This is a genomic window from Metallumcola ferriviriculae, from assembly GCF_035573695.1.
Lineage (GTDB): Bacteria > Bacillota > JADQBR01 > JADQBR01 > JADQBR01 > Metallumcola > Metallumcola ferriviriculae.
Genome location: NZ_CP121694.1, coordinates 3269404 through 3289201, shown reverse-complemented (window position 1 = coordinate 3289201; position 19798 = coordinate 3269404). Strand labels below are relative to the sequence as shown.

Sequence of the window (19798 nt, the reverse complement as noted above, 5' to 3'; positions counted from 1 at the left end):
ATATAAAACACTTTGACGCTCCTGCCTCGGGGGTGTCCTTTTTTATTTTAATAAAGCCCAACAAGGAAGCTTAAGTTTTACTTATACAGTAGGAGTAGCTGATATAAGACAAATAAAAGCAGCAGTTTAACGTTAAACTGCTGCTTTTCCAAAAACCAAAGGAGAATAGACGATTTTTTTATCAAGTGAGTTTTATTATAATCCGGGAATTTGTTTTTCTTGTTTTTGCAGTTTCTTTTGACGTCGCACTTCTCTGGTGCTTACCTTTTGGTGAATAAAAACTGAAGCTAAAACTATTAGACCAAACGAGTCAGTGAACCAACCTGAGTAGAGGAGGCTTAAACCTGCGGCGCCTAACAGTATTCTTACCGGTACATTGACCCGCTTCTCAATATATCCGATAGATGCGATACCAATGCAGTACATCCCTAAAATAGCGGTAGCCAGCGACAGCACTAATGCTCCGATGGAGGCATGTTCCATGACCAGCTCAGGTGATAGTACAAACATATAAGGTACTAGGAAACCGCCGATGGCTATGCGAACTGACTGAATGCCGGTATCAAAAGGGTTTGCATTAGCTAATCCGGCACCGGCATAAGATGCCAGAGCAATTGGTGGTGTAATGTCTGCCATAATGCCAAAATAGAATACAAACATATGTGCCGCGATCAGCGGTACACTGTCAAAGGCCAACAGTGCCGGGGCAGTCATAGTTGCCGTAATTACATAGGTGGCTGTGGTGGGTAGACCCATTCCCAGTACGATGCTGGCAATCATGGCAAAAAACATGGTTAATAACAGATTATTACGGGCCAAATCCAGAATGGCGCCGGTAACATTAAGGCCCAAACCGGTCAGGGTTACTACACCGGCAATTATACCAGCTGCGGCACAGGCCGCAATTACCGGCAAGGCAGTACGGGCGGACTCTTCCATTATTTCAAAAAATATTGGTATGGTCACTTTATACTTTAATTGTCCATAGCGGCTTAAAAAGTAGGCCACAATCATGGTGATAATATTCATGGCCAACGCTGCAAAAATTCCCATTAAGGCAGCCCGCATTGCTGACTGACCGATGCCCAAGATTACAAAAATCACAATAATGGGAAGTAGTAGGTAACCCCTGGTTAAAATCAGTGACACGACACTAGGTAGATCACCCCGGTCTACACCAAGTATGTTGAGCCGTTTTGATTCGTAATGGATTACGATAAATTGTGCAATAAAAAACAACATAGCCGGGATGGTCGCCGCTTTGATAATCTCATAATAGCTTAGTCCTGTAAATTCTATCATTAGGAATGCTGCGGCCCCCATAATTGGCGGTGTAATCTGACCGCCGGTTGACGATGCAGCCTCTACTGCGGCTGCAAAAGCGGGCCGGTAGCCTGACCGTTTCATCATTGGTATGGTAAAGGCGCCATTACCCACTGTATTTGCTACGGAACTACCGGTAATCATGCCGGAAAACACGCTTGTTAAAATGCCTACCTTGGCAGTACCGCCAACCATCCAACCGGTCATGGACATGGCCAGGTCGGTAAAATATTCTTCCAATCCCGTCTTGCTAAGAATTACTCCTAACATTAAGTATAGATAGATGAACTGAGCAGAAATAGCGATGGGAATACCAAAGATTCCTTCCATACTCAGGAATGAATGTGTAAATATCCTTTCAATACCAAAACCGCGATGAGACAGAAATCCTTGGGGCATATGATTACCAAGATAGGCGTAAGCCAACATGGCCGCTGCCAAGACGGAAATCGGCGCACCTATCACCCTCTCAGCTGCTATCATCACCAACAGTACTCCTAATATGGAAAATAGATAATCGGTGTTGTTATAAATACCAACCCGGTCAATAATACTTTCGTAAAAGAAGAACTGATACATACCCACTGCCATACCCAACGCTGCTAAAATCAGGTCCGGGAGGGGAATGCCACGGTATTTTCTATCAAAGTACTTGGAAAACTGTACTAATAACAAGACAATAATGACACTGCCGGTAATCAGTAAAGTCATTTCTTCGGCTAAATAAAGGTAAATTGATATAGCCACAAATACTAATGTATATGCCCAACTACTCCACGTTACCTTTGCGCCTATTTTTTTGTTTCCAGGATATAATAGGAAGACTAGCGCCAAGGCAAACGCTACATGAAATCCCCGTTGCTGGTTAGTGATTAGCGTACCGAAATATGCTGTATAGAGCTGAAATAAACTTAGTGTGACGCCCAGCACAAAGACGAGCCATCGAGCAATAGTTGGCAGCTCTTTTCGAAATTGGCTCGCAGTATCGACTTTCTCCAGAATTGCTTGGACATCCGGCACTTCCTCTTCGATGTTGTTTGGCGATATTTGGTTGATGGGTTGTTCAACGTTCGTTTCATTGTCCTTAGAAGTCAAGCCTTCTCCCCCTTTCTTCAAAAATTAATCTAAAATGGTGAAACATAGAATTCTACATAAGCACCACCCGGTGCAATATCTAAAAAGGGCATTCGATGCTGGTCGGAAAATATCAGTGTATGGTTTGCCACCACCTGCCCAACCCGCAGCGGTACAAGTTCAAACTCTCTGTTCTCATAAGTAACCTTATAGTAATCTTCTTCCTTGCTGAAATGGGTGGTTTCATTTCTTAATTTTTCCGGACCCACCGGCAGGTTAGCACCAAATGAGTCGTAATGCATTTCCTTCATACCGAGGGTATGGTGGTTTTTAACATAAAAGTATTCGTCAACTGGTTGATTAGTAACGGAATGAATGTAGTGTAGTCTAAAAACGTCAGAGATTCTGAGCGCCTTTTGATAAATTATTTTGCCGGTATCATGGTTACGTATAGAAAAAACCGTATATTGGGATAGAGTGAAGTAAAGCGGAGCCAATAGTACCAAAATTAGTAAAATGGCGGTTTTAAGAGAATGAGCACCACGAAGGGTGCTCATTAAGTTCTTATCCAAGTTCCTCTGCATGTTACTCTACAGAAATGCCCTTTTCTTTGTAATACTTCACTGCACCCGGATGGAATGGTACCGGTTTGATACCCTTGATGGCGTTATCCAGAGTGATTTGGTTACCCCGGGCGTGACCGGCAGCGATTTCATCGGTATTTTCATACATTACCTTGGCCAGATTGTATGCTAAGTCGTCAGACAGTTCTTTTTGGGTGTAGAGAACAGCCCATTGTGCAACAGTTTTACCTAATTCATCTTGGCCCTCATAGGTGCCGGCAGGAATTTCGTAAGGCGCAAATGCAGGCTCACTGTCAAGTAGCTTTTGCAATCCGTCACCATCGATATCTACAATGTCTACCGGGGTGGCGGTGGAAATCTCAATGATATTTGCAGCGGGTACCGCCAACACGGCGAAAGCTGCATCCAGTTGACCATCTTTCAGTTTGTCGGCAGCGTCCGCGAAAGTATCTTGGAACTTAGTGATGTCCTTATCAGCGTCAATACCGTAAGCCGCTAAGATTTTTACTGCAGCGGATGCTGTGCCGCTGCCGGGAGGGCCAATGGAAACGCGTTTGCCCTTAAGGTCGGCGATGGTTTGAACACCACTTGCTTGTGGGGTAACTACCTGCATAACCTCCGGATAAATCACGCCGATCGCAGCGACATTAGTAACTTTTTCCTTAAAATCACCTAGGCCCTGTACGGCTGCTTGGGCAGGTCCGTTCATAGCCATAGCCAACTCGGTTTGCTTGTTACTAAGCAAACGTATGTTTTCCACAGAAGCGCCAGTGGATTGGACAGTTACTTTTAAACCTTCGATATGGTTGCTCCAAGTTTCGGCCATAGCGCCGCCCAAGGGATAGTAGGTGCCACCGGTGCCACCCGTTGCCATAAGCAGCTTAGTTTCTTTTGCTGCCTGTTCCTCAGGTTGCTTAGCAGGTGCTTCTTTTTTTGCATTGTCTGCTTGCCCTTCATCAGGCGCCGGTTGGTTACTAGAGCACCCCGCTATAATAAAAGAAAGTGCCAGTAACAGTACTAATAAAACTGATAGAGACTTTTTCATTTTTTAACCTCCTCGTAAATTTGTATTTAAATAGGCGTTTGCAAAACGCCGCAACCCTTGCAAATTCTATCTTTTTTCTTGCTTAGTTATATAGAACTCCTCACTTGTCTTGTGTAAAATATAGTTAACAGGCAATATCTACATTCAACAAGAAAGGAGATCTATTCTGTGAAATTTAAACAATTATCCCTATCTGATATTTATGACGGTTGTCTTGATTTCGTTGATAAGGATAAACCTCGGTTTCTAGCGCTTCTTGAAGAGCATATTCAACTTTCAGAGTATATTTCGCTGAGTTTCTATCAGGCTTTTTACAAGCACTTTGGTCGCAAACGAAAATTTAAGCTTGAGTCTTTTCTTTATGCACTCATCATTCAGAGAATCTTTTCTATTCCTACAGATGCGCTTCTGATTATTTTTTTGAATTTTTCCAAGGAAATCCGTGAATTCTGTGGTTTTTCTAAAGTACCTGATGCATCAAAATTTACACGATTTAAGCAAGATTTTTCTAAACATCTTCAAACACTTTTTGATAACCTTGTTGATCAAACTGAACCTATTTGTGAGCAAATTAACTCAGAACTTGCTTCATATCTCGTCTTTGATACCTCTGGCGTTGAAGCTTACGTTACTGAGAATAATCCTAAGTTTATCAATCGCTTAATCAAGCAGCTTAAGTCTCAATACAAAGGCAACTCTTCTGTTGACCCATACAAAATGGCATACGGCATTATGCCTTCCTGCGCATCATCAAATCCAAATGTCAAACAGCTTTACATCAATGGCCATTTTTGCTATGTCTATAAATTTGGTATGCTCACAAATGGCCTTGGTATAGTCAGAAATATTTCCTTTTTTGATGAAGACTTTATAAATGCACACCCTGAAATCCCAATAGAGAAAAAGTCTGATTCCCCTGATGAAGATAAATCCTTATCCGATTCTAAAGCACTTAAACCTGTTCTGCGCGACTTTTTTAAAACACATACTCATTTTAAACCCAGCACGTTTATTGGCGATGCTGCTTTTGATACAAACGATTCCTATAACTTTTTATTGAAGGATTGTCACTTTTTAAAAACAGTCATTCCTCTGAACGAACGAGGTTCTAAGAACCTCCCTGAACCCGGGTTCAACGAATCTGGACAACCTCTGTGTCCGTTAGATTCTTCTTTACCCATGAAATATGAAGGTAAAGCGCCCTTAAGGAGTGGCGTTGTTAGAGATAAATGGGTTTGCCCAAAAATGAAGTGGAAAGGTTCTAAACGCATTACTTTATGTGAACATCCTTGCTCCGACTCTCCTTCTGGTAGAATGTTTTATACCTATCCTGAAAAAGACTTAAGACTTTATCCTGGCATTATTAGAGACACCCCTGAATGGATTGATATCTACAAAAATCGTTGCGTTATTGAGCAAACCATTCAACACTTTAAATCCAATTTTGGCGTCGCCAACAGAAAAACTACAAATGCTTTAACCATTAAGGCTGACTTACTCCTTGCAGGAATTACTCAACTGCTTACCGTTATTCTTGCAGACAAACTCCATAAACACGAACTCATCAGAAGCCTTAAACCTCTTTTGGCTTAGCAAATCCTTTATACTTGCTCTTTCAACCCGCAAAATACTTGCGGTTATTTGTGCCGAATTTTTTCTGTCCAACCTCTGCTTAAAATTTTCTGTCCTCTTTATTAAACTTTCTGATTAGCTGCCTACGTTAAATTTTGAATTTCGCAATTACCTATTGTATTTAAATCCTATCCGCTGTTTTTGCCAAAACCGGACAGGGAGTTGTCAAATCCCCCCTTCAATATAGTCCTTATGAAACATATGATTCAGTTTTCTGGAATATTCTCTCATTATGGTGATAAAATACCATATTTGGATTTCGACAGTTGTTGTTAAAAAACCTTTTTTTGGTTGAATAATTCATCAGAAATTTCTGTTTAGTCAAATAATTAATAGCCGCTCCTCAGATTGTTAAAATAAAAAGCAACTAGATATAATAGGTAACGAAGGTTGAGCGGGATAAATTAATTTAAGGAGTGATTGACTTGGTGTCTGTGGGTATAATAGGAGTGGGAAGAATGGGTAGGCAGCTGGCTGAAAAGTTGAGAGGGCATTTTGACTTATGGCTGTATGATAATGATAACAAAATAGCGGCTGCCACGGCTGATGAATTAAGCGTTCATGAGGCGCGATTTGAGCAGCTATTTGATTTGGAAGTTCTAATACTGGCTCTGCCGGCTGAAGTAATGCCTGAAATGGTTAAACGCCTAGCACCCAGTCTTTCAACTAAGCAGATCCTGGTAAACATTGCTACGAATCAAAAGAGAGAACCGCTGCAGAAATTAATCGCGGGAGAAACAAAAGTGGTCTCGGCAAAAATAGTGGGTCACGCCCGGGAAATAGCTGCTGGAGAAGCACCAACAATTATTGTGGATGGTGATGAAGGTGAAGAAACTGAAAAAATCAGTCATATATTCTGGCATTTTGGCACAGTACAACAGGGAAGTGAGGATTTAGTGGAAGTACTGAACACGCTTGCGTCAGGTGAGGGCATTAAGGCCGCCTATACGATAAAAAAGAAAATGCTGCAGGAGGGTATAACCCTTTCTTTATGGGAGACTGCGGTAAGAAATGTTGCAGCAGGCACCATGAAGGCATTTGCCTCAGGTGATGTTGGGCCTTTTGCCAGCGGGATTATCAGGGAAATGGAGGATGAAAATGACAAAGGTTAAAACCATGAAAATTAACGATGAAAAAGTGCCACGCAGTAAGAAATCAACCAAGAAAAGCAAGTATCCAACTCAAGCTGAAGCATTTAAATTAGAAATTGCTTCAGAATTAGGCCTGCTGGAGAAAGTGAAAAAATGCGGTTGGGATAGTCTCAGTTCTGAAGAAAGCGGGCGATTGGGCGGCTTGGTTACTAAAAGGAAGAAAAGTATGCAATTGAATACATAAATTTTGGTAAAATTGGCAACCTATTATTTGACCAAAAGTGGGTAATACATTTTCATGGTCAAAGGAGGGTAATAAAATGCCTAAGAAGGCCAAAGCGTCGCAAAAGGATAAACAGCAGCAGATGGCCCAGGGTCAAAGCGCCGGCAGCATGGATATGGAATTGGCCGGTGAAGTGCAGCCGCAGAAAAAGAAATTAAAAAAGAATAAATAGCCCAATTGAAAAGGAGTCGTTTTCGCGACTCCTTTTCAGTATATTATTATGAGTTAGAAGGTGGTTTTATTTTCTGTTATTTTTTTAGGCTTAGCCAGGACATATATCTTTAGTTGTTGACTGATGACCGCTGTTTCCACATGAAGTTGAAAGCTGCGGTTTTCAACAGTGATGTGCCGTCCTTCAATAATCTGCGGTATTAGATCCGGGTCCAGTCGATCGATATTCTTCCCGTTTAATGATTGAAGCATTTCACATACTTCCTTTTCCAATTCCATCTGCAGAGAGGTTCCTTCATATTTGTTGAAGATATCTTCGGGGAAGGTCACTTCTGCCTCGATACTGTTTACGGCGGTGATCTTTCTTTCCTCCAGGTTTTCTTTAATCTGTTTCAATTCCTTTTTAACGCCGGCAAGTTCGTTTTTCAGGTTTTCCTTATCTATCGTAAGCTGATCGATGGTGTGGCCCATATTTATTGTGGCAAAAACCATGCCGATGATTAACCCTAAAGAAAATGCAGCGGTTAATTTTAATAATATTTTTCTTTTTACAACTAGGAAGCGCCCCATTACCGACCACCGGCTAAATTCGAGAGTATAAAGTAGCCTAACTGTGCCCCGGCAAAGGCACTGATAATATAAAGAATTTGTTTGATAACTGTAATAAGCTCCCCCTCAAAGAGGCCCAGTTCTAACACTTCAATGGTGGTAAATGTGCCTCCTATTGCCGCGACAATGGCCCAAATCTTGATTTCGTAGGCTAATTTAGCCATGGTTCGTAATGGCGGACCGCCGGCTAGTACGGCGGCAAGCGCACCCACTAGTGAGGCGCCCAGCTCTACGCCCAGTGAAGTGAAAAGTATTAGCAGCATTTTTTGGCTAAAGCTGTCCATTAAGGCACCTCCTCTGTGTTGTCATATAAATACTTATTAGTAGTCAGCTCAGGCTATGCCGACATTTTTGGAAGGTCAAATTTATTATAAAAGCAGGGTTAGCAACAGTAAGTCTTGAATTTAGAAGTCTAACGAACATAATGCAACGATGATGAGGAGGAACGGAGTTGGCTGTTACCGGCAATTTTACTGGGGAGACTGACCGATACAATAAATTTGTGCATCTGCATGTTCATTCGGAATATAGCCTGTTAGACGGAGCAGCTAGGTTGGAGAACTTAGTTACCCGAGCTAAAGAGTTAGGAATGGATGCCTTGGCGTTAACCGACCATGGCGTTATGTATGGTGTGGTCGAATTTTACAAGTTGGCCCGCAAGTACGGTATCAAACCCATTATCGGTTGTGAAGTATATTTGGCCAGGCGGGGTCGATTTGATCGAGAAGCGAATAAGGATGATTCTCCATACCACTTGGTACTATTGGCGGAAAATGCCACTGGCTATAAAAACTTGATGGCATTGGTTTCCAAAGCATACATTGAAGGGTTTTACTACAAACCAAGGGTTGATAAAGAGCTGCTGAGGGAATATAACCAAGGATTGATAGCAATGTCTGCTTGCTTGGCAGGGGAGATACCTGCTGCGGTACTGGATAGCCGTATTGACGACGCTCGGCTAATAGCACTTGAAATGAGTGAAATATTCGGTAAGAATAACTTTTATTTGGAAATTCAGGATCACGGGCTAAAAGGACAGGCAGATGTAACGCGGCATTTGGTAAATTTGTCTAGGGGGACAGGGATTCCCTTAGTGGCTACCAACGATGTTCACTATGTTATGCCTGATGATACTAAAACCCATGAAATTCTTTTGTGTATCCAGACAGGAAAAACCCTGGCAGATCCCAACCGGATGGATTTTGGTTCCGGTGAGTTTTACTTAAAAGACCGCAGTGAGATGGAGATGCTTTTCGGGGAATACCCTGAGGCGTTGGATAATACACTTAATATTGCTGAACGATGCCAGGTGGACTTTGATTTTGGTTCTCTCCACCTCCCATACTATGAAGTACCTGAAGAATATAACCTGGACAGCTATCTGAGTAAATTATGCCGTGAAGGCCTCAGCAGGCGTTATGAAAAGGTGACTGAACAACACGACCAACGACTGGAGTATGAACTGAGAATTATAAACAAGATGGATTACCCCGGTTATTTTTTGATAGTATGGGATCTTGTCAACTTTGCCAGGAGTAAGGGCATCCTTGTCGGGCCGGGTCGGGGGTCCGCCGCAGGAAGCTTGGTGGCCTATTGTCTTGGAATTACTGATATAGACCCGTTGAAATACGGGTTGTTGTTTGAGCGGTTTCTTAACCCCGAACGAGTGAGTATGCCGGATGTGGACATTGATTTCTGCTTCGAACGGAGGGGTGAAGTTATTGATTATGTGGCCCAGAAATATGGCAGTGACCATGTTGCCCAAATTATTACCTTTGGTACGATGGCCGCTAAGGCTGCCATTCGCGATGTCGGCAGGGTACTGGGTTTTTCTCCGGGGGAAGTTGACAAAATAGCCAAGCTGGTGCCAAACGAACTGGGTATAACTATTACCAGGGCTTTAAAAGTAAGTGACATTCTGCGGGAACGATACGAAACAGAGGATAAGACCAGGGAATTAATAGATATGGCCAAGGCAATTGAGGGAATGCCGCGGCATGCGTCAACCCATGCCGCGGGTGTTGTGATAGCTAAAGAGAAATTGACTAATTATGTACCGCTGCAGACTACCAGCGACAAGATTGTCACCACCCAGTTTCCCATGAGTACTGTTGAAGAATTGGGACTGTTAAAGATGGATATTTTAGGGTTACGTACCCTTACGGTCATGAATCATACCCTGCGTTTAATACGGGAAAGCAGTGGTACGGAAGTATATTTAAAGGAGATACCATTGGATGACCCGGCAGTTTTTGAAATGCTTTCCCAGGGAGACACCATCGGCGTATTCCAATTAGAAAGTTCAGGTATGCGCGGCATCCTTAAAAACCTCAAACCGGAACAGTTTCCTGATATTATCGCCTTGGTTGCCTTGTATCGCCCGGGTCCGCTAGGCAGTGGTATGGTGGAGGATTTTATAAACCGCAAGCATGGAAATACAGAGGCAAGTTACCTACACCCATCCTTGGAAAATATCTTAAAGGAAACTTACGGTGTAATATTGTATCAAGAACAGGTGATGCAAATTGCCAGTACCTTAGCCGGTTTTACTTTAGGTGAAGCGGACCTGCTGCGCAGGGCCATGGGAAAGAAAAAACCTGAGGTAATTATGGGGTTACGGGATAAATTTCTCAAGGGTGCTGACAAAAACGACATTAGTTCGGTAATTGCAGGGAAAATATTTGATTTGATGGAATACTTTGCCGGGTACGGATTTAATAAATCTCACTCCGCCGCTTATGCTTTGGTGGCGTATCAGACGGCATATTTTAAGGCTAATTATCCAGTTGAATTTATGTCTGCTCTTCTAACAAGTATTATGAATAATACTGACAAAGTTCCTTTATATATTGATGAATGCCGCAAGATGGACATTAAAATATTACCTCCGGATGTTAACGAGAGCAGAATGGATTTTACCGTAGTGGGTGAGAAGATCCGGTTTGGGCTAGCTGCTGTAAAGAATGTCGGCCGGGGGGCAATAGCATCAATTATCGACGCTCGGGAACAGAATGGCAGTTTCAAATCGTTAACGGACTTTTGTCAGCGAATAGACCTGAGGCAGGTCAACCGAAGGGTGATAGAAAGTTTAGTTAAGTGCGGTGCTTTTGGCTCACTGGGTTTAAACCGGGCGCAGCTTCTGGCAGTTTTAGACCAATCTCTAGATTCCGCCCAAGCTTACCAGCGGGACCGTGCCCAGGGGCAGGTTTCTCTTCTGGATCTTGTCGGTGAGGGAGATAGGGGAGATTGTATTTCCGAACGGATACCCGATCTACCTGAATTTGGTCCAAGAGAATTATTGGGGATGGAAAAAGAGATGCTGGGCTTTTATGTCAGCGGTCATCCGGTGGCTTCGTATGCAGAACAAATTAAAGCGCAGACTTCTTATGAAATCGCAAAACTACCGCTGGTAGAGGACGGCACCCGGGTCAACCTGGGTGGGATTATTACCTATGTCAGGCGTGCTATTACCAGGAAAGGGGAGGCCATGGCCTATATTACATTGGAAGATACGGGCGGCATGGTTGAAGCTTTGGTCTTTCCGCGAACATATTCCCAACTAAATACCTTGCTTGAGGAGGATCGGGTGGTAATTATGTCAGGAAGGTTAGCTAAAAGTGAAGATGAACTAAAGATATTTGTGGATGGGATTCAATGGCTGCCTGAACCCGGCACCGATAAGCTGTATTTAAAAATATTAGACCGAACACATTCTATGGACAGGATCAAAGGCTTTTTGCAGCAATTCCCTGGGGAAACACCTGTTTATCTATATTTCCCTGATAACGGACGTTGTATCATGACTGACAGAGGACATTGGGTAAGCCCGCAAGAGGAATTAATAAACGGATTGAAGGGTATCTGCGGTAATGAATGTGTTAAGTTGGTAAATGGCTAGCACGGATACACTGTTTTAGGCATAACAATATACTAACTTAGATGATCAGTAGCTCATGTAGCTGCTGATTCATTTTTTTAGGGGGGTATACAGTGAAAAAAGCGACTAATTTGTTAGCTAGCCGAGGGGTTTACCTGTATCAAATCGGCGATATCGTTTTTCACCTGCAGCAGCCTTATTTATCTTCTCTTACTAAGGATCAATGCCTTGAAGCGGTGGAAAAGGTATTGGAAAAACGAGAAGTACAATACGCCATTTTTACCGGCGTTGCTTTGGATGTATTGGCCGAGCAGGGGGCCTTACCCCAACCCCTTCAAGATATAGTTTCTCGGGATGAACCACTTTACGGTTTGGATGAGGTGTTGGCTATGGGTATTACCAATATTTATGGTACCATCGGCATTACCAGTTTCGGCTATTTGGATAAGGAAAAGACCGGGGTTATCGGGCAGTTAAATGATAACAAAAAAAATAAAGTGAATACTTTTTTAGATGACCTGATAGCTGGTATCGCTGCTGCCGCATCGGCTAAATTGGCCCATGGTGCAAAAAACAATCAAAGGGAAAAGGGCAGTAAAGATATAGATAGCGAATAAGAGAGCTTCCTAAATAATCATTTCTGCCGACTTAAAGGCAGATTTTTTTTGTACCAGTTTAGCCAGAAAGTATAAGTTCTGGCAAGTTCCCATCCACTCAGGAGCACAAGTGCGACTAAGCCAGCAAGCTGGCTTAGTCTTATGGAAGACAAGCTATCACTTAATAATATGCCTTCGGCAGGTGAAAAATAGGTTTAAGCAGGATGTTAGACCATTTTGGACAGGCGGTCTGCTTTCCGCCAAAAAACGCGCCCAAGTTAGTATGAGGAGGTTCAAGTGGAATTTATTAAGATGATAGTGTACGCAATGGGTTCCATTTAAAATTTGGTTGAATTATCGAATACTTGAAGGATTTCGTTGCCATTAGTGGAAATACAGAAAATGAGAGCAGATACAACAAAGGAGGCATTCGGTGTGACTATTGCAGTCTATCCAGGTACTTTTGATCCGGTTACCAACGGGCATCTGGATATTATCAAAAGGGCTGGAAGTTTATTTGACGAGCTGATAATTGCAGTTGCTGCTGATAATTATAAAAACACATTATTTTCTTTAGAGGAACGTGCTGAGTTATTAACCCAAGTCACTGAATCTATGGATAACACCACAGTGATACCGTTTAATGGGTTGCTAATGCATTTTGTAAAGGATAATGGAGCTAGTATCATTATTCGAGGTCTTCGCGCAGTATCAGACTTTGAATATGAATTTCAGATGTCTCTGATGAATAAAAAACTTGCTGGTGATGTGGAAACCTTATTTTTAATGACTGCCAGTGAGTATTCATTTTTAAGTTCTAGTATTATCAAACAAGCGTCGTCTATGGGCGGCTGCATTCGTGGTCTAGTGCCGCCGGTAGTTGAGAAGGCCTTGCAAGAGAAATATAAGCTTAATATATGTGAGTAGAGTAGTTTATAAGCATGAAAAAGTGTTACATAGGGGAAAGTATTTTATGAAAAATATGTGAGGTGAGCTAAGTTGAGTAATCTAGAAATTCAAGGTGATTATATAGTTGTTAAGGCCTTGGAAAACGGCGTTACCCTGATTGGCCTGACCAGAGGGCAAAATACCAAATTTCATCATACTGAGAAATTAGATAAAGGCGAGGTTATGATAGCGCAGTTTACCGAGCATACGTCTGCTATCAAAATTCGCGGTCGGGCTAGGGTTTACACTAAACACGGACAGGTGGAAACCGGGGAATAATTAGTAGTTTTTTAATGTATAGAAAATTATGGGTTGTGGATAATTTCCTATACATGGGGGTTGTTAAGGGGGCTTGCCCCCTTATGTTAAATGCAGGAGGGTCTACCCGCAAGGGGCATGCCAAAACTCTACAGCAACAAGTTGCTAAGAGTTTTGCAACAGCGAAGCGACCTAGGGCGAGTGGCGTCACGAATAAGTGACGCCAAGGTACGAGCGCCGCCGAGTCGGTGAGGCGGCCGGGTGCGCAGCACCCAGGGGTTCCCTGGGTAAGAATATAGAGAGACTTGGCAACTTGTTGCCTAGTCGATCTTAATGCCCTTGGGTGCAAAAGCATTACCTTTAAGTGCCGGAAGGCATTAAATGCTTTTGTTCTGGTTTTAAGCAATCGAGGAGGCTTTTTATGTGGACCGTTGTCTATATTGCAACTAACTCTATTACCGCAGAAAAAATCCGCGATAAACTGTCCCAAGAAGGGGTGCTGGTAACTTTACGGGCAGTTGGTGCCTCGCCGCTTGGCGAATCAAGGTCGGTAGAGGTTTTAGTGCCTGAAGGTGAAATTGAAGAAGCCCATGAAATTATCAGTGAGACCATTGGTAAATGACGGAAGGAGTGCAAATCTTTGAACAACATTGCAGTTCTAACCAGCGGGGGTGATGCCCCGGGAATGAATGCGGCAATTAGGGCAGTTGTACGTTCGGGCATTTACCAGGACTTAAATGTTTTTGGAATTATGCAGGGATATACTGGACTGATAGAGGATAAATTCCAGCACTTAAAGGTCAGTTCGGTGGCAGATATCATCCACAGGGGGGGAACGAAGCTATTAACCTCACGCAGTGAAGAATTTCGGACAGAAGCAGGAAGAAAAAAGGCCCTGGCAAATCTTCGTAAGCATAATATTGACGGCATAGTGGTTATCGGTGGTGACGGCTCTTTTGCCGGTGCATCTAAATTGGCAAAACTGGGTATGCCTGTAATAGGAGTGCCTGGTACTATTGATAACGACATTCCTTTTACTGAAGCAACCATTGGTTTTGATACTGCAGTCAACACGGTGATAGATGCCATCAACAAAATAAGGGATACTGCCACATCGCATCAACGGGTGTGGCTGGTAGAAGTTATGGGCAGGTCATCCGGGCATATAGCGTTGGAAGCAGGGCTCGCCGGCGGTGCCGAGACGGTGTTGATACCCGAAGTACCTAAGGATCTTGAAACAGTTATCTCCAAGATTAAAAAGGGAAGGCGCAGAGGAAAACTGCACAATATCATTGTTGTTGCTGAGGGTGTCGGTAGTGCGATGGATATCAGTAAGGATATTGAGAGTATCAGCGGTCTTCAGACAAAGGTAACAATTCTTGGGCATATCCAGCGGGGGGGCACACCTACGGCCTTTGATAGGGTGTTAGCAAGCCGAATGGGTGCGGAGGCTGTAAAACTTTTGCTTGAAGGAAAAAGTAACCGGATGGTTGGTATAGCTAACAGAGCAATTCAAAACGTCGATATTACTGAAGCTTTGGCTAGTAAAAAAGAGATTGATTTGGAGATGTACCAACTTGCAGGAGTATTATCAATTTAGCTCGGGAGGAAAAAAATGCGACATACCAAAATAGTAGCGACCATTGGCCCCGCTAGTGACAAGGAAGCAATTCTAAAAGATTTAATGAAAGCCGGGCTGAATGTTGCGCGGCTTAACTTTTCTCATGGTACCCACGAAGAACATGGGCAGCGGGTATCCCTTATCCGAGAGATTGCTGGTCAGTTGGAGCAGAGCGTTGCCCTGATGCTGGATACGAAGGGTCCGGAAATACGTATCGGCAAAGTGCCCAATGATAAGATGGAACTGGAAGAAGGACAGGAAATTGTCTTGGCCTCTGGTAACAGTGAAGGAATCCCTGTGACCTACAAAAACCTTGCTAGGGACGTTTCCCAGGGAGATAAGATACTGTTGGATGATGGCCTTATTGGTTTGGAAGTGCTCCACACTGAGGCCGATACTGTCAGCTGCAAAGTACTTAACGACGGCACTTTAAAAAGTAATAAGGGTGTTAATGTTCCAGGGGTATTACTGGAACTTCCGGCAATAACGGATAAGGATGTTGAGGACATCAACTTTGCTATAGAGCATCGGCTTGATTTTATTGCAGCTTCTTTTGTCCGGCGTGCTGCCGATGTTCTCGAAATCCGCCGGATTCTGGAGTCTAAGAAAGCCGACATACATATAATCGCGAAGATAGAAACCCAAGCGGCAGTGAATAATATTGAAGCGATTTTAAAGGTATCAGACGGAATAATGGTAGCGCGAGGGGATTTAGGAGTAGAAATCCCTGCTGAAGAAGTACCTTTAGTTCAAAAAGAAATTATTCGTAAGTGTAATTTGGTTGGTAAACCGGTCATCACCGCTACCCAGATGTTGGACTCCATGATCAGCCATCCCCGGCCGACTAGGGCCGAAGCCAGCGATGTGGCTAACGCTATCTTGGATGGTACTGATGCTATTATGCTTTCTGGGGAAACAGCCGCCGGTGAGTATCCTGTGGAGGCGGTGTCCACCATGCATAGAATAGCTCAGCGGGCTGAGCAGGCCATCAAGTTTAAGCAGAACCTCCAGGAAAGCCAAGTGGACAGTACCCGTTCCGTTACAGAGGCTATCAGTCATGCCAGTTGTACCATATCGTTTGATTTGGGAACGGCGGCGATTATCACTCCCACTGAATCCGGATCAACGCCGCGAATGGTGGCAAAGTACCGTCCTAAGGCTCCCATTATAGCTGCAAGCCCGCATAGCGATGTGTTGCGGAAACTTTCTTTGGTTTGGGGTGTTACTGGACAGGAAGTCCCGGCGTCCGATGGTACCGACGACATGATCAATGGCGCTGTTACTGCCGCCCTGGGTAAAAACTTAATTCAATGCGGTGATATGGTGGTTATCACTGCCGGCCTGCCGGTGGGCGTATCCGGCACCACAAACCTATTGAAGGTTCATATAGTGGGTGAAATTATTGCCCAAGGTACAGGTATCGGGGAAACTGTGATAACGGGCACGGTGAAAATAGCTGCTTCCGAAGAACAGGCAATGGCAGATGTAAAAGAAGGGGATATTTTGGTTGCAGTAGGTACCTATGGAGATTTAGTACCCGCGATGAAGAAGGCAGCAGCAGTTATAACCGAAGAAGGGGGCTTAACTTCACATGCGGCCATTGTGGGCTTAAGTCTTCAACTACCGGTAGTTGTTGGAGTGGAACAGGCCACTACTTTGCTGCAGAACGGCGATACTATCACTGTTGATGGCCGACAGGGAATAATTTATCGCGGTTTAACTAAGGTTCTTTAACTAAGTTTAGTGACATTGCCAAGCAAAGAAGCTTGCTAGAATGTAGTGAATATTGTATTCAATTTCTAATAGGCAGGAATGGGCGGGGCGTTATTGAATATATATAGCTTATTACCCGGGACTATTGGCTTAAGCTAATTCTTGAGTAATCAACGATGATAATGTTGCTGCACTTATTTTATTTGGAGGTGACGCTATGTCAGGTAAACCCGTGGGAATTACAGACACCACTTTTCGGGATGCACACCAGTCTCTGTTGGCTACGAGGATGAAAATTGACCATATGCTGCCCATTGCAGAGAAGATGGATAAAGTTGGTTTTTACTCTATGGAAGTTTGGGGCGGGGCAACATTTGACAGTTGTATGCGCTTTCTCAATGAAGATCCGTGGGAGCGGTTACGTAAACTAAGAGAAGTATTGAAGAATACCAAGCTGCAAATGCTGCTTCGGGGTCAGAATCTGGTGGGCTATCGTCATTATGCCGACGATGTAGTGGAGGCCTTTATTACCAAGGCTAAGGAGAACGGCATAGACATTTTCCGCATCTTCGATGCGTTAAATGATGTTCGCAACATGGCTAAAGCGATGGAGGTGGCCAAAAGCGTTGGCGGCCATGTCCAGGCAACAATTTCCTACACCACCAGTCCCGTACATAACATCGACCATTACGTGGAAAAATCATTGGAGCTGCAGAAGCTGGGTGCGGATTCCCTTTGTATTAAGGATATGGCCGGCATTCTTACGCCGATACATGGCTACGACTTGGTTAAAAGGCTCAAACAGGAGTTAGAAATACCTATTCAGCTGCACTGTCATTATACTAGTGGTATGGCATCCATGACCTATCTCAAGGCCATAGAAGCCGGTGTGGACGTTATTGATACGGCCATCTCTTCTTTATCTATGGGCACTTCCCAACCGGCGACGGAGCCAATGATCGCGACACTGCAGGGGACTGAGTGGGATACAGGACTAGACCTTGACCTATTATCTGAAATTGCTGAGTACTTTAAGGGTATCCGCGGCGAATATAAAGCGTTTGATTTGGCTGGTAATACGGTAGATGCCAATGTGCTTCTTTACCAAATTCCCGGGGGTATGTTATCAAATTTCTATTCTCAGTTATCACAACAGAATTCACTGGATAAGCTGCCTGATGTTTTGGCAGAGGTACCACGGGTAAGGAAGGATTTTGGGTACCCGCCGTTGGTGACTCCATCTAGCCAGATTGTCGGGTCCCAGGCGGTATTCAATATTTTGGCAGGGGAACGCTACAAAATGGTTACCAATGAAGTAAAAAATTACATGCGCGGTTTATATGGACGCCCGCCTGCGGAAGTTGACCCGGAAATACGGAAAAAAATTATCGGCGATGAACAGCCCATAGAAGGTCGTCCAGCAGACTTGTTGGAACCCCAGCTGCCGGCCGCAAAGAAAGAAATTGCTCAGTACATGGAAAAGGAAGAGGACATAATTTCCTACGCTATTTTTCCCCAAGTGGCGGAAAGATTCCTGGAGGAAAGAATGTCTAAAAAGACCAAGGTGGATTTTCGTATTGCCCAGGAAGGGCCGGAAAATGGACAATCACCGTATCATCCGGTGTAAGTAAAAGGGCTGGCGGTTACTACCGCCGGCTTTTTACGTATATATGGCGGAACTTATGGATTGCGGATAATCTCCTAAACAGAGGGGTGTGCCCCTTCGGTTGCGAGGTACTCAGTCGGCTGAAGCTTTAGGCGGTGGAGCATTTAGACAGGTAGGGGAGGGACCGATATGTTGGAGCTTTTGGAAGAGTTATTGCCAAATTTCAAACAGGAATTTAACCGGCGGGTGACCATGCAGGAACTAACGAGACTTTCGATTCAGCTTTCACCGAAAACGGCAATAGTAATATCTAACCAGTGGATGTACGTAATTCAAAAGAAATGGCTTTCATTAAAATGTAAAAGTTTTAATCCCCATGAAATAGGTGTGGTGGATTATCGCGACGGTAAGTTAATTATCGAATTAAGCAATGGCCGCCGTGAGATATTAAATGTAGCAGATGAAAAAATCGGCGTAATTACATTCGGGTTGGAAAAGATAAACGAGCACCTTGCCGGTGCCCGTCGCTCTCGGTAAACAAATATTTAAATTCTACGTTTTCTAAGGATGCTTCCGAAAGCTATCTTCTTTTATTGGGGTTATATTTTTCAATTATAATACCTTCTTCTTCGCTGGCGAAAGCCAGTTCTGGGAATGGCCGTTCAATGAGACTTTCCGGTGAACGGGCAATTTTATCCGCGATGCGCAGTTGACTGGGATGGAGTTTATAAGCTGCTATAACAGCGTCCATATCCCCTGCACAGCCGGCATGAGCCGTACCCCTCAGTGCTCCCAACACGAGGATGTTGCCGGTTGCTTTGATTTCAGCTCCTGGGTTTAAATCGCCAAGCAGGACTACATTGCCGTCATGAGTTACTTTACCGCCGGAGCGGATGTTTTTATGCAGCAACAGTGTATCCCCCATTGGCCCGGTGGTAGGTTTTGCCTTAATCGGGGCCGGTTTTCTGCGCATTTTATGTTTTTTTACGGGTTTTGGCGGTTCAATAGGGGTATCCGCCAGGACGAGCCCATAATGTTTACATAGGGTGTGCAGTTGCTTCGTCGTATCCTCGTTGGTCGGTGGAATACAATGCAAGGAATACATAGCGCCGCTAAAAAAGCCGTTGGCTTCCTGCAGTCTCTTCTCAAGTGTGGCGGTTAGGCTTCCCTCGGCGACCTGGCCGTTACAATAGATTAACAAACCATGTTTGGTCCCTTTTATATTAATGCATTCATGTAATGCCTCATTTTGCAAGTTTGATCACTCCTTATCCCTGCCTACCAAAAAATTCGAGCTTTAATGACTAATTCCTGCTCCAAAACAAATTGTTTTGACGATAGTACCAGGTTTTTCCGAGAAGTTATTA

The 19798-nt window shown here is 43.8% G+C and carries 19 protein-coding genes; 13 read left to right on the top strand and 6 right to left on the bottom strand.

Features of this window, described 5'->3' with window-relative positions:
* Positions 1 to 195 precede the first annotated feature (195 nt).
* The 3 genes from MFMK1_RS16230 to MFMK1_RS16220 are packed head-to-tail and all read right to left on the bottom strand — an operon-like array spanning position 196 to position 4026.
* The gene (locus MFMK1_RS16230; RefSeq protein WP_366922725.1) at positions 196 to 2418 is read right to left on the bottom strand and encodes a TRAP transporter permease; all 2223 of its coding nucleotides are present in this window, start codon (positions 2416 to 2418) and stop codon (positions 196 to 198) included.
* Between the two features lie 29 nt (positions 2419 to 2447).
* A complete protein-coding gene (locus tag MFMK1_RS16225) occupies positions 2448 to 2969 on the bottom strand; it encodes a DUF1850 domain-containing protein (protein ID WP_366922724.1) in 522 nt (173 codons plus the stop codon).
* 13 nt (positions 2970 to 2982) lie between these two features.
* Positions 2983 to 4026, bottom strand: coding sequence for a TAXI family TRAP transporter solute-binding subunit (locus tag MFMK1_RS16220; RefSeq protein WP_366922723.1), 1044 nt, complete (start codon positions 4024 to 4026; stop codon positions 2983 to 2985).
* A gap of 159 nt (positions 4027 to 4185) precedes the next feature.
* Here MFMK1_RS16220 and MFMK1_RS16215 point away from each other — a divergent pair, with 159 nt between their 5' ends.
* The 4 genes from MFMK1_RS16215 (at position 4186) to MFMK1_RS16200 (ending at position 7204) form a co-directional block, all read left to right on the top strand.
* Positions 4186 to 5619 carry a transposase gene (locus MFMK1_RS16215; protein WP_428846297.1) on the top strand — a complete coding sequence of 478 codons (1434 nt, stop codon included), beginning with the start codon at positions 4186 to 4188 and terminating at the stop codon, positions 5617 to 5619.
* A 497-nt stretch (positions 5620 to 6116) separates the two neighbouring features.
* Positions 6117 to 6770, top strand: coding sequence for a hypothetical protein (locus MFMK1_RS16210; protein ID WP_366922721.1), 654 nt, complete (start codon positions 6117 to 6119; stop codon positions 6768 to 6770).
* Entirely contained in the window at positions 6757 to 6993 is a 237-nt protein-coding gene (locus tag MFMK1_RS16205) for an alpha/beta-type small acid-soluble spore protein (protein ID WP_366922720.1), read from the top strand. Before MFMK1_RS16210 ends, MFMK1_RS16205 begins: the two co-directional genes overlap by 14 nt.
* A gap of 76 nt (positions 6994 to 7069) precedes the next feature.
* A complete protein-coding gene (locus MFMK1_RS16200; RefSeq protein WP_366922719.1) occupies positions 7070 to 7204 on the top strand; it encodes a hypothetical protein in 135 nt (44 codons plus the stop codon).
* A 53-nt stretch (positions 7205 to 7257) separates the two neighbouring features.
* Here MFMK1_RS16200 and MFMK1_RS16195 read toward each other — a convergent pair whose 3' ends face one another.
* Positions 7258 to 7773, bottom strand: a complete 516-nt coding sequence (locus tag MFMK1_RS16195) for a sporulation membrane protein YtrI (RefSeq protein ID WP_366922718.1) — start codon at positions 7771 to 7773, stop codon at positions 7258 to 7260.
* Positions 7773 to 8096 carry a YtrH family sporulation protein gene (locus MFMK1_RS16190; RefSeq protein WP_366922717.1) on the bottom strand — a complete coding sequence of 108 codons (324 nt, stop codon included), beginning with the start codon at positions 8094 to 8096 and terminating at the stop codon, positions 7773 to 7775. Before MFMK1_RS16190 ends, MFMK1_RS16195 begins: the two co-directional genes overlap by 1 nt.
* Before the next feature lie 167 nt (positions 8097 to 8263).
* On the opposite strand from MFMK1_RS16190, the gene MFMK1_RS16185 reads away from it, so the two are divergent.
* The 9 genes from MFMK1_RS16185 (at position 8264) to MFMK1_RS16145 (ending at position 18968) form a co-directional block, all read left to right on the top strand.
* Complete coding sequence (locus MFMK1_RS16185; RefSeq protein ID WP_366922716.1) at positions 8264 to 11710, top strand: DNA polymerase III subunit alpha; 3447 nt, start codon at positions 8264 to 8266, stop codon at positions 11708 to 11710.
* A gap of 92 nt (positions 11711 to 11802) precedes the next feature.
* A complete protein-coding gene (locus tag MFMK1_RS16180; protein WP_366922715.1) occupies positions 11803 to 12306 on the top strand; it encodes a phosphatidylglycerophosphatase A family protein in 504 nt (167 codons plus the stop codon).
* A 414-nt stretch (positions 12307 to 12720) separates the two neighbouring features.
* Complete coding sequence (gene coaD / locus MFMK1_RS16175) at positions 12721 to 13212, top strand: pantetheine-phosphate adenylyltransferase (protein WP_366922714.1); 492 nt, start codon at positions 12721 to 12723, stop codon at positions 13210 to 13212.
* Positions 13213 to 13284: 72 nt separating this feature from the next.
* Positions 13285 to 13512: a trp RNA-binding attenuation protein MtrB gene (mtrB, locus tag MFMK1_RS16170; protein WP_366922713.1), complete on the top strand. Its 228-nt coding sequence runs from the start codon at positions 13285 to 13287 to the stop codon at positions 13510 to 13512.
* 400 nt (positions 13513 to 13912) lie between these two features.
* Positions 13913 to 14113 carry a putative signal transducing protein gene (locus tag MFMK1_RS16165; RefSeq protein ID WP_366922712.1) on the top strand — a complete coding sequence of 67 codons (201 nt, stop codon included), beginning with the start codon at positions 13913 to 13915 and terminating at the stop codon, positions 14111 to 14113.
* Positions 14114 to 14131: 18 nt separating this feature from the next.
* Entirely contained in the window at positions 14132 to 15091 is a 960-nt protein-coding gene (gene pfkA / locus MFMK1_RS16160) for a 6-phosphofructokinase (RefSeq protein ID WP_366922711.1), read from the top strand.
* Between the two features lie 15 nt (positions 15092 to 15106).
* A complete protein-coding gene (gene pyk / locus MFMK1_RS16155) occupies positions 15107 to 16846 on the top strand; it encodes a pyruvate kinase (protein ID WP_366922710.1) in 1740 nt (579 codons plus the stop codon).
* 196 nt (positions 16847 to 17042) lie between these two features.
* Positions 17043 to 18452, top strand: coding sequence for an oxaloacetate decarboxylase subunit alpha (locus MFMK1_RS16150; RefSeq protein ID WP_366922709.1), 1410 nt, complete (start codon positions 17043 to 17045; stop codon positions 18450 to 18452).
* A 168-nt stretch (positions 18453 to 18620) separates the two neighbouring features.
* Entirely contained in the window at positions 18621 to 18968 is a 348-nt protein-coding gene (locus MFMK1_RS16145; protein ID WP_366922708.1) for a hypothetical protein, read from the top strand.
* Positions 18969 to 19011: 43 nt separating this feature from the next.
* Here the strand turns inward: MFMK1_RS16145 and minC are convergent, their stop codons facing one another.
* A complete protein-coding gene (minC, locus tag MFMK1_RS16140; RefSeq protein ID WP_366922707.1) occupies positions 19012 to 19686 on the bottom strand; it encodes a septum site-determining protein MinC in 675 nt (224 codons plus the stop codon).
* Between the last annotated feature and the right edge of the window lie 112 nt (positions 19687 to 19798).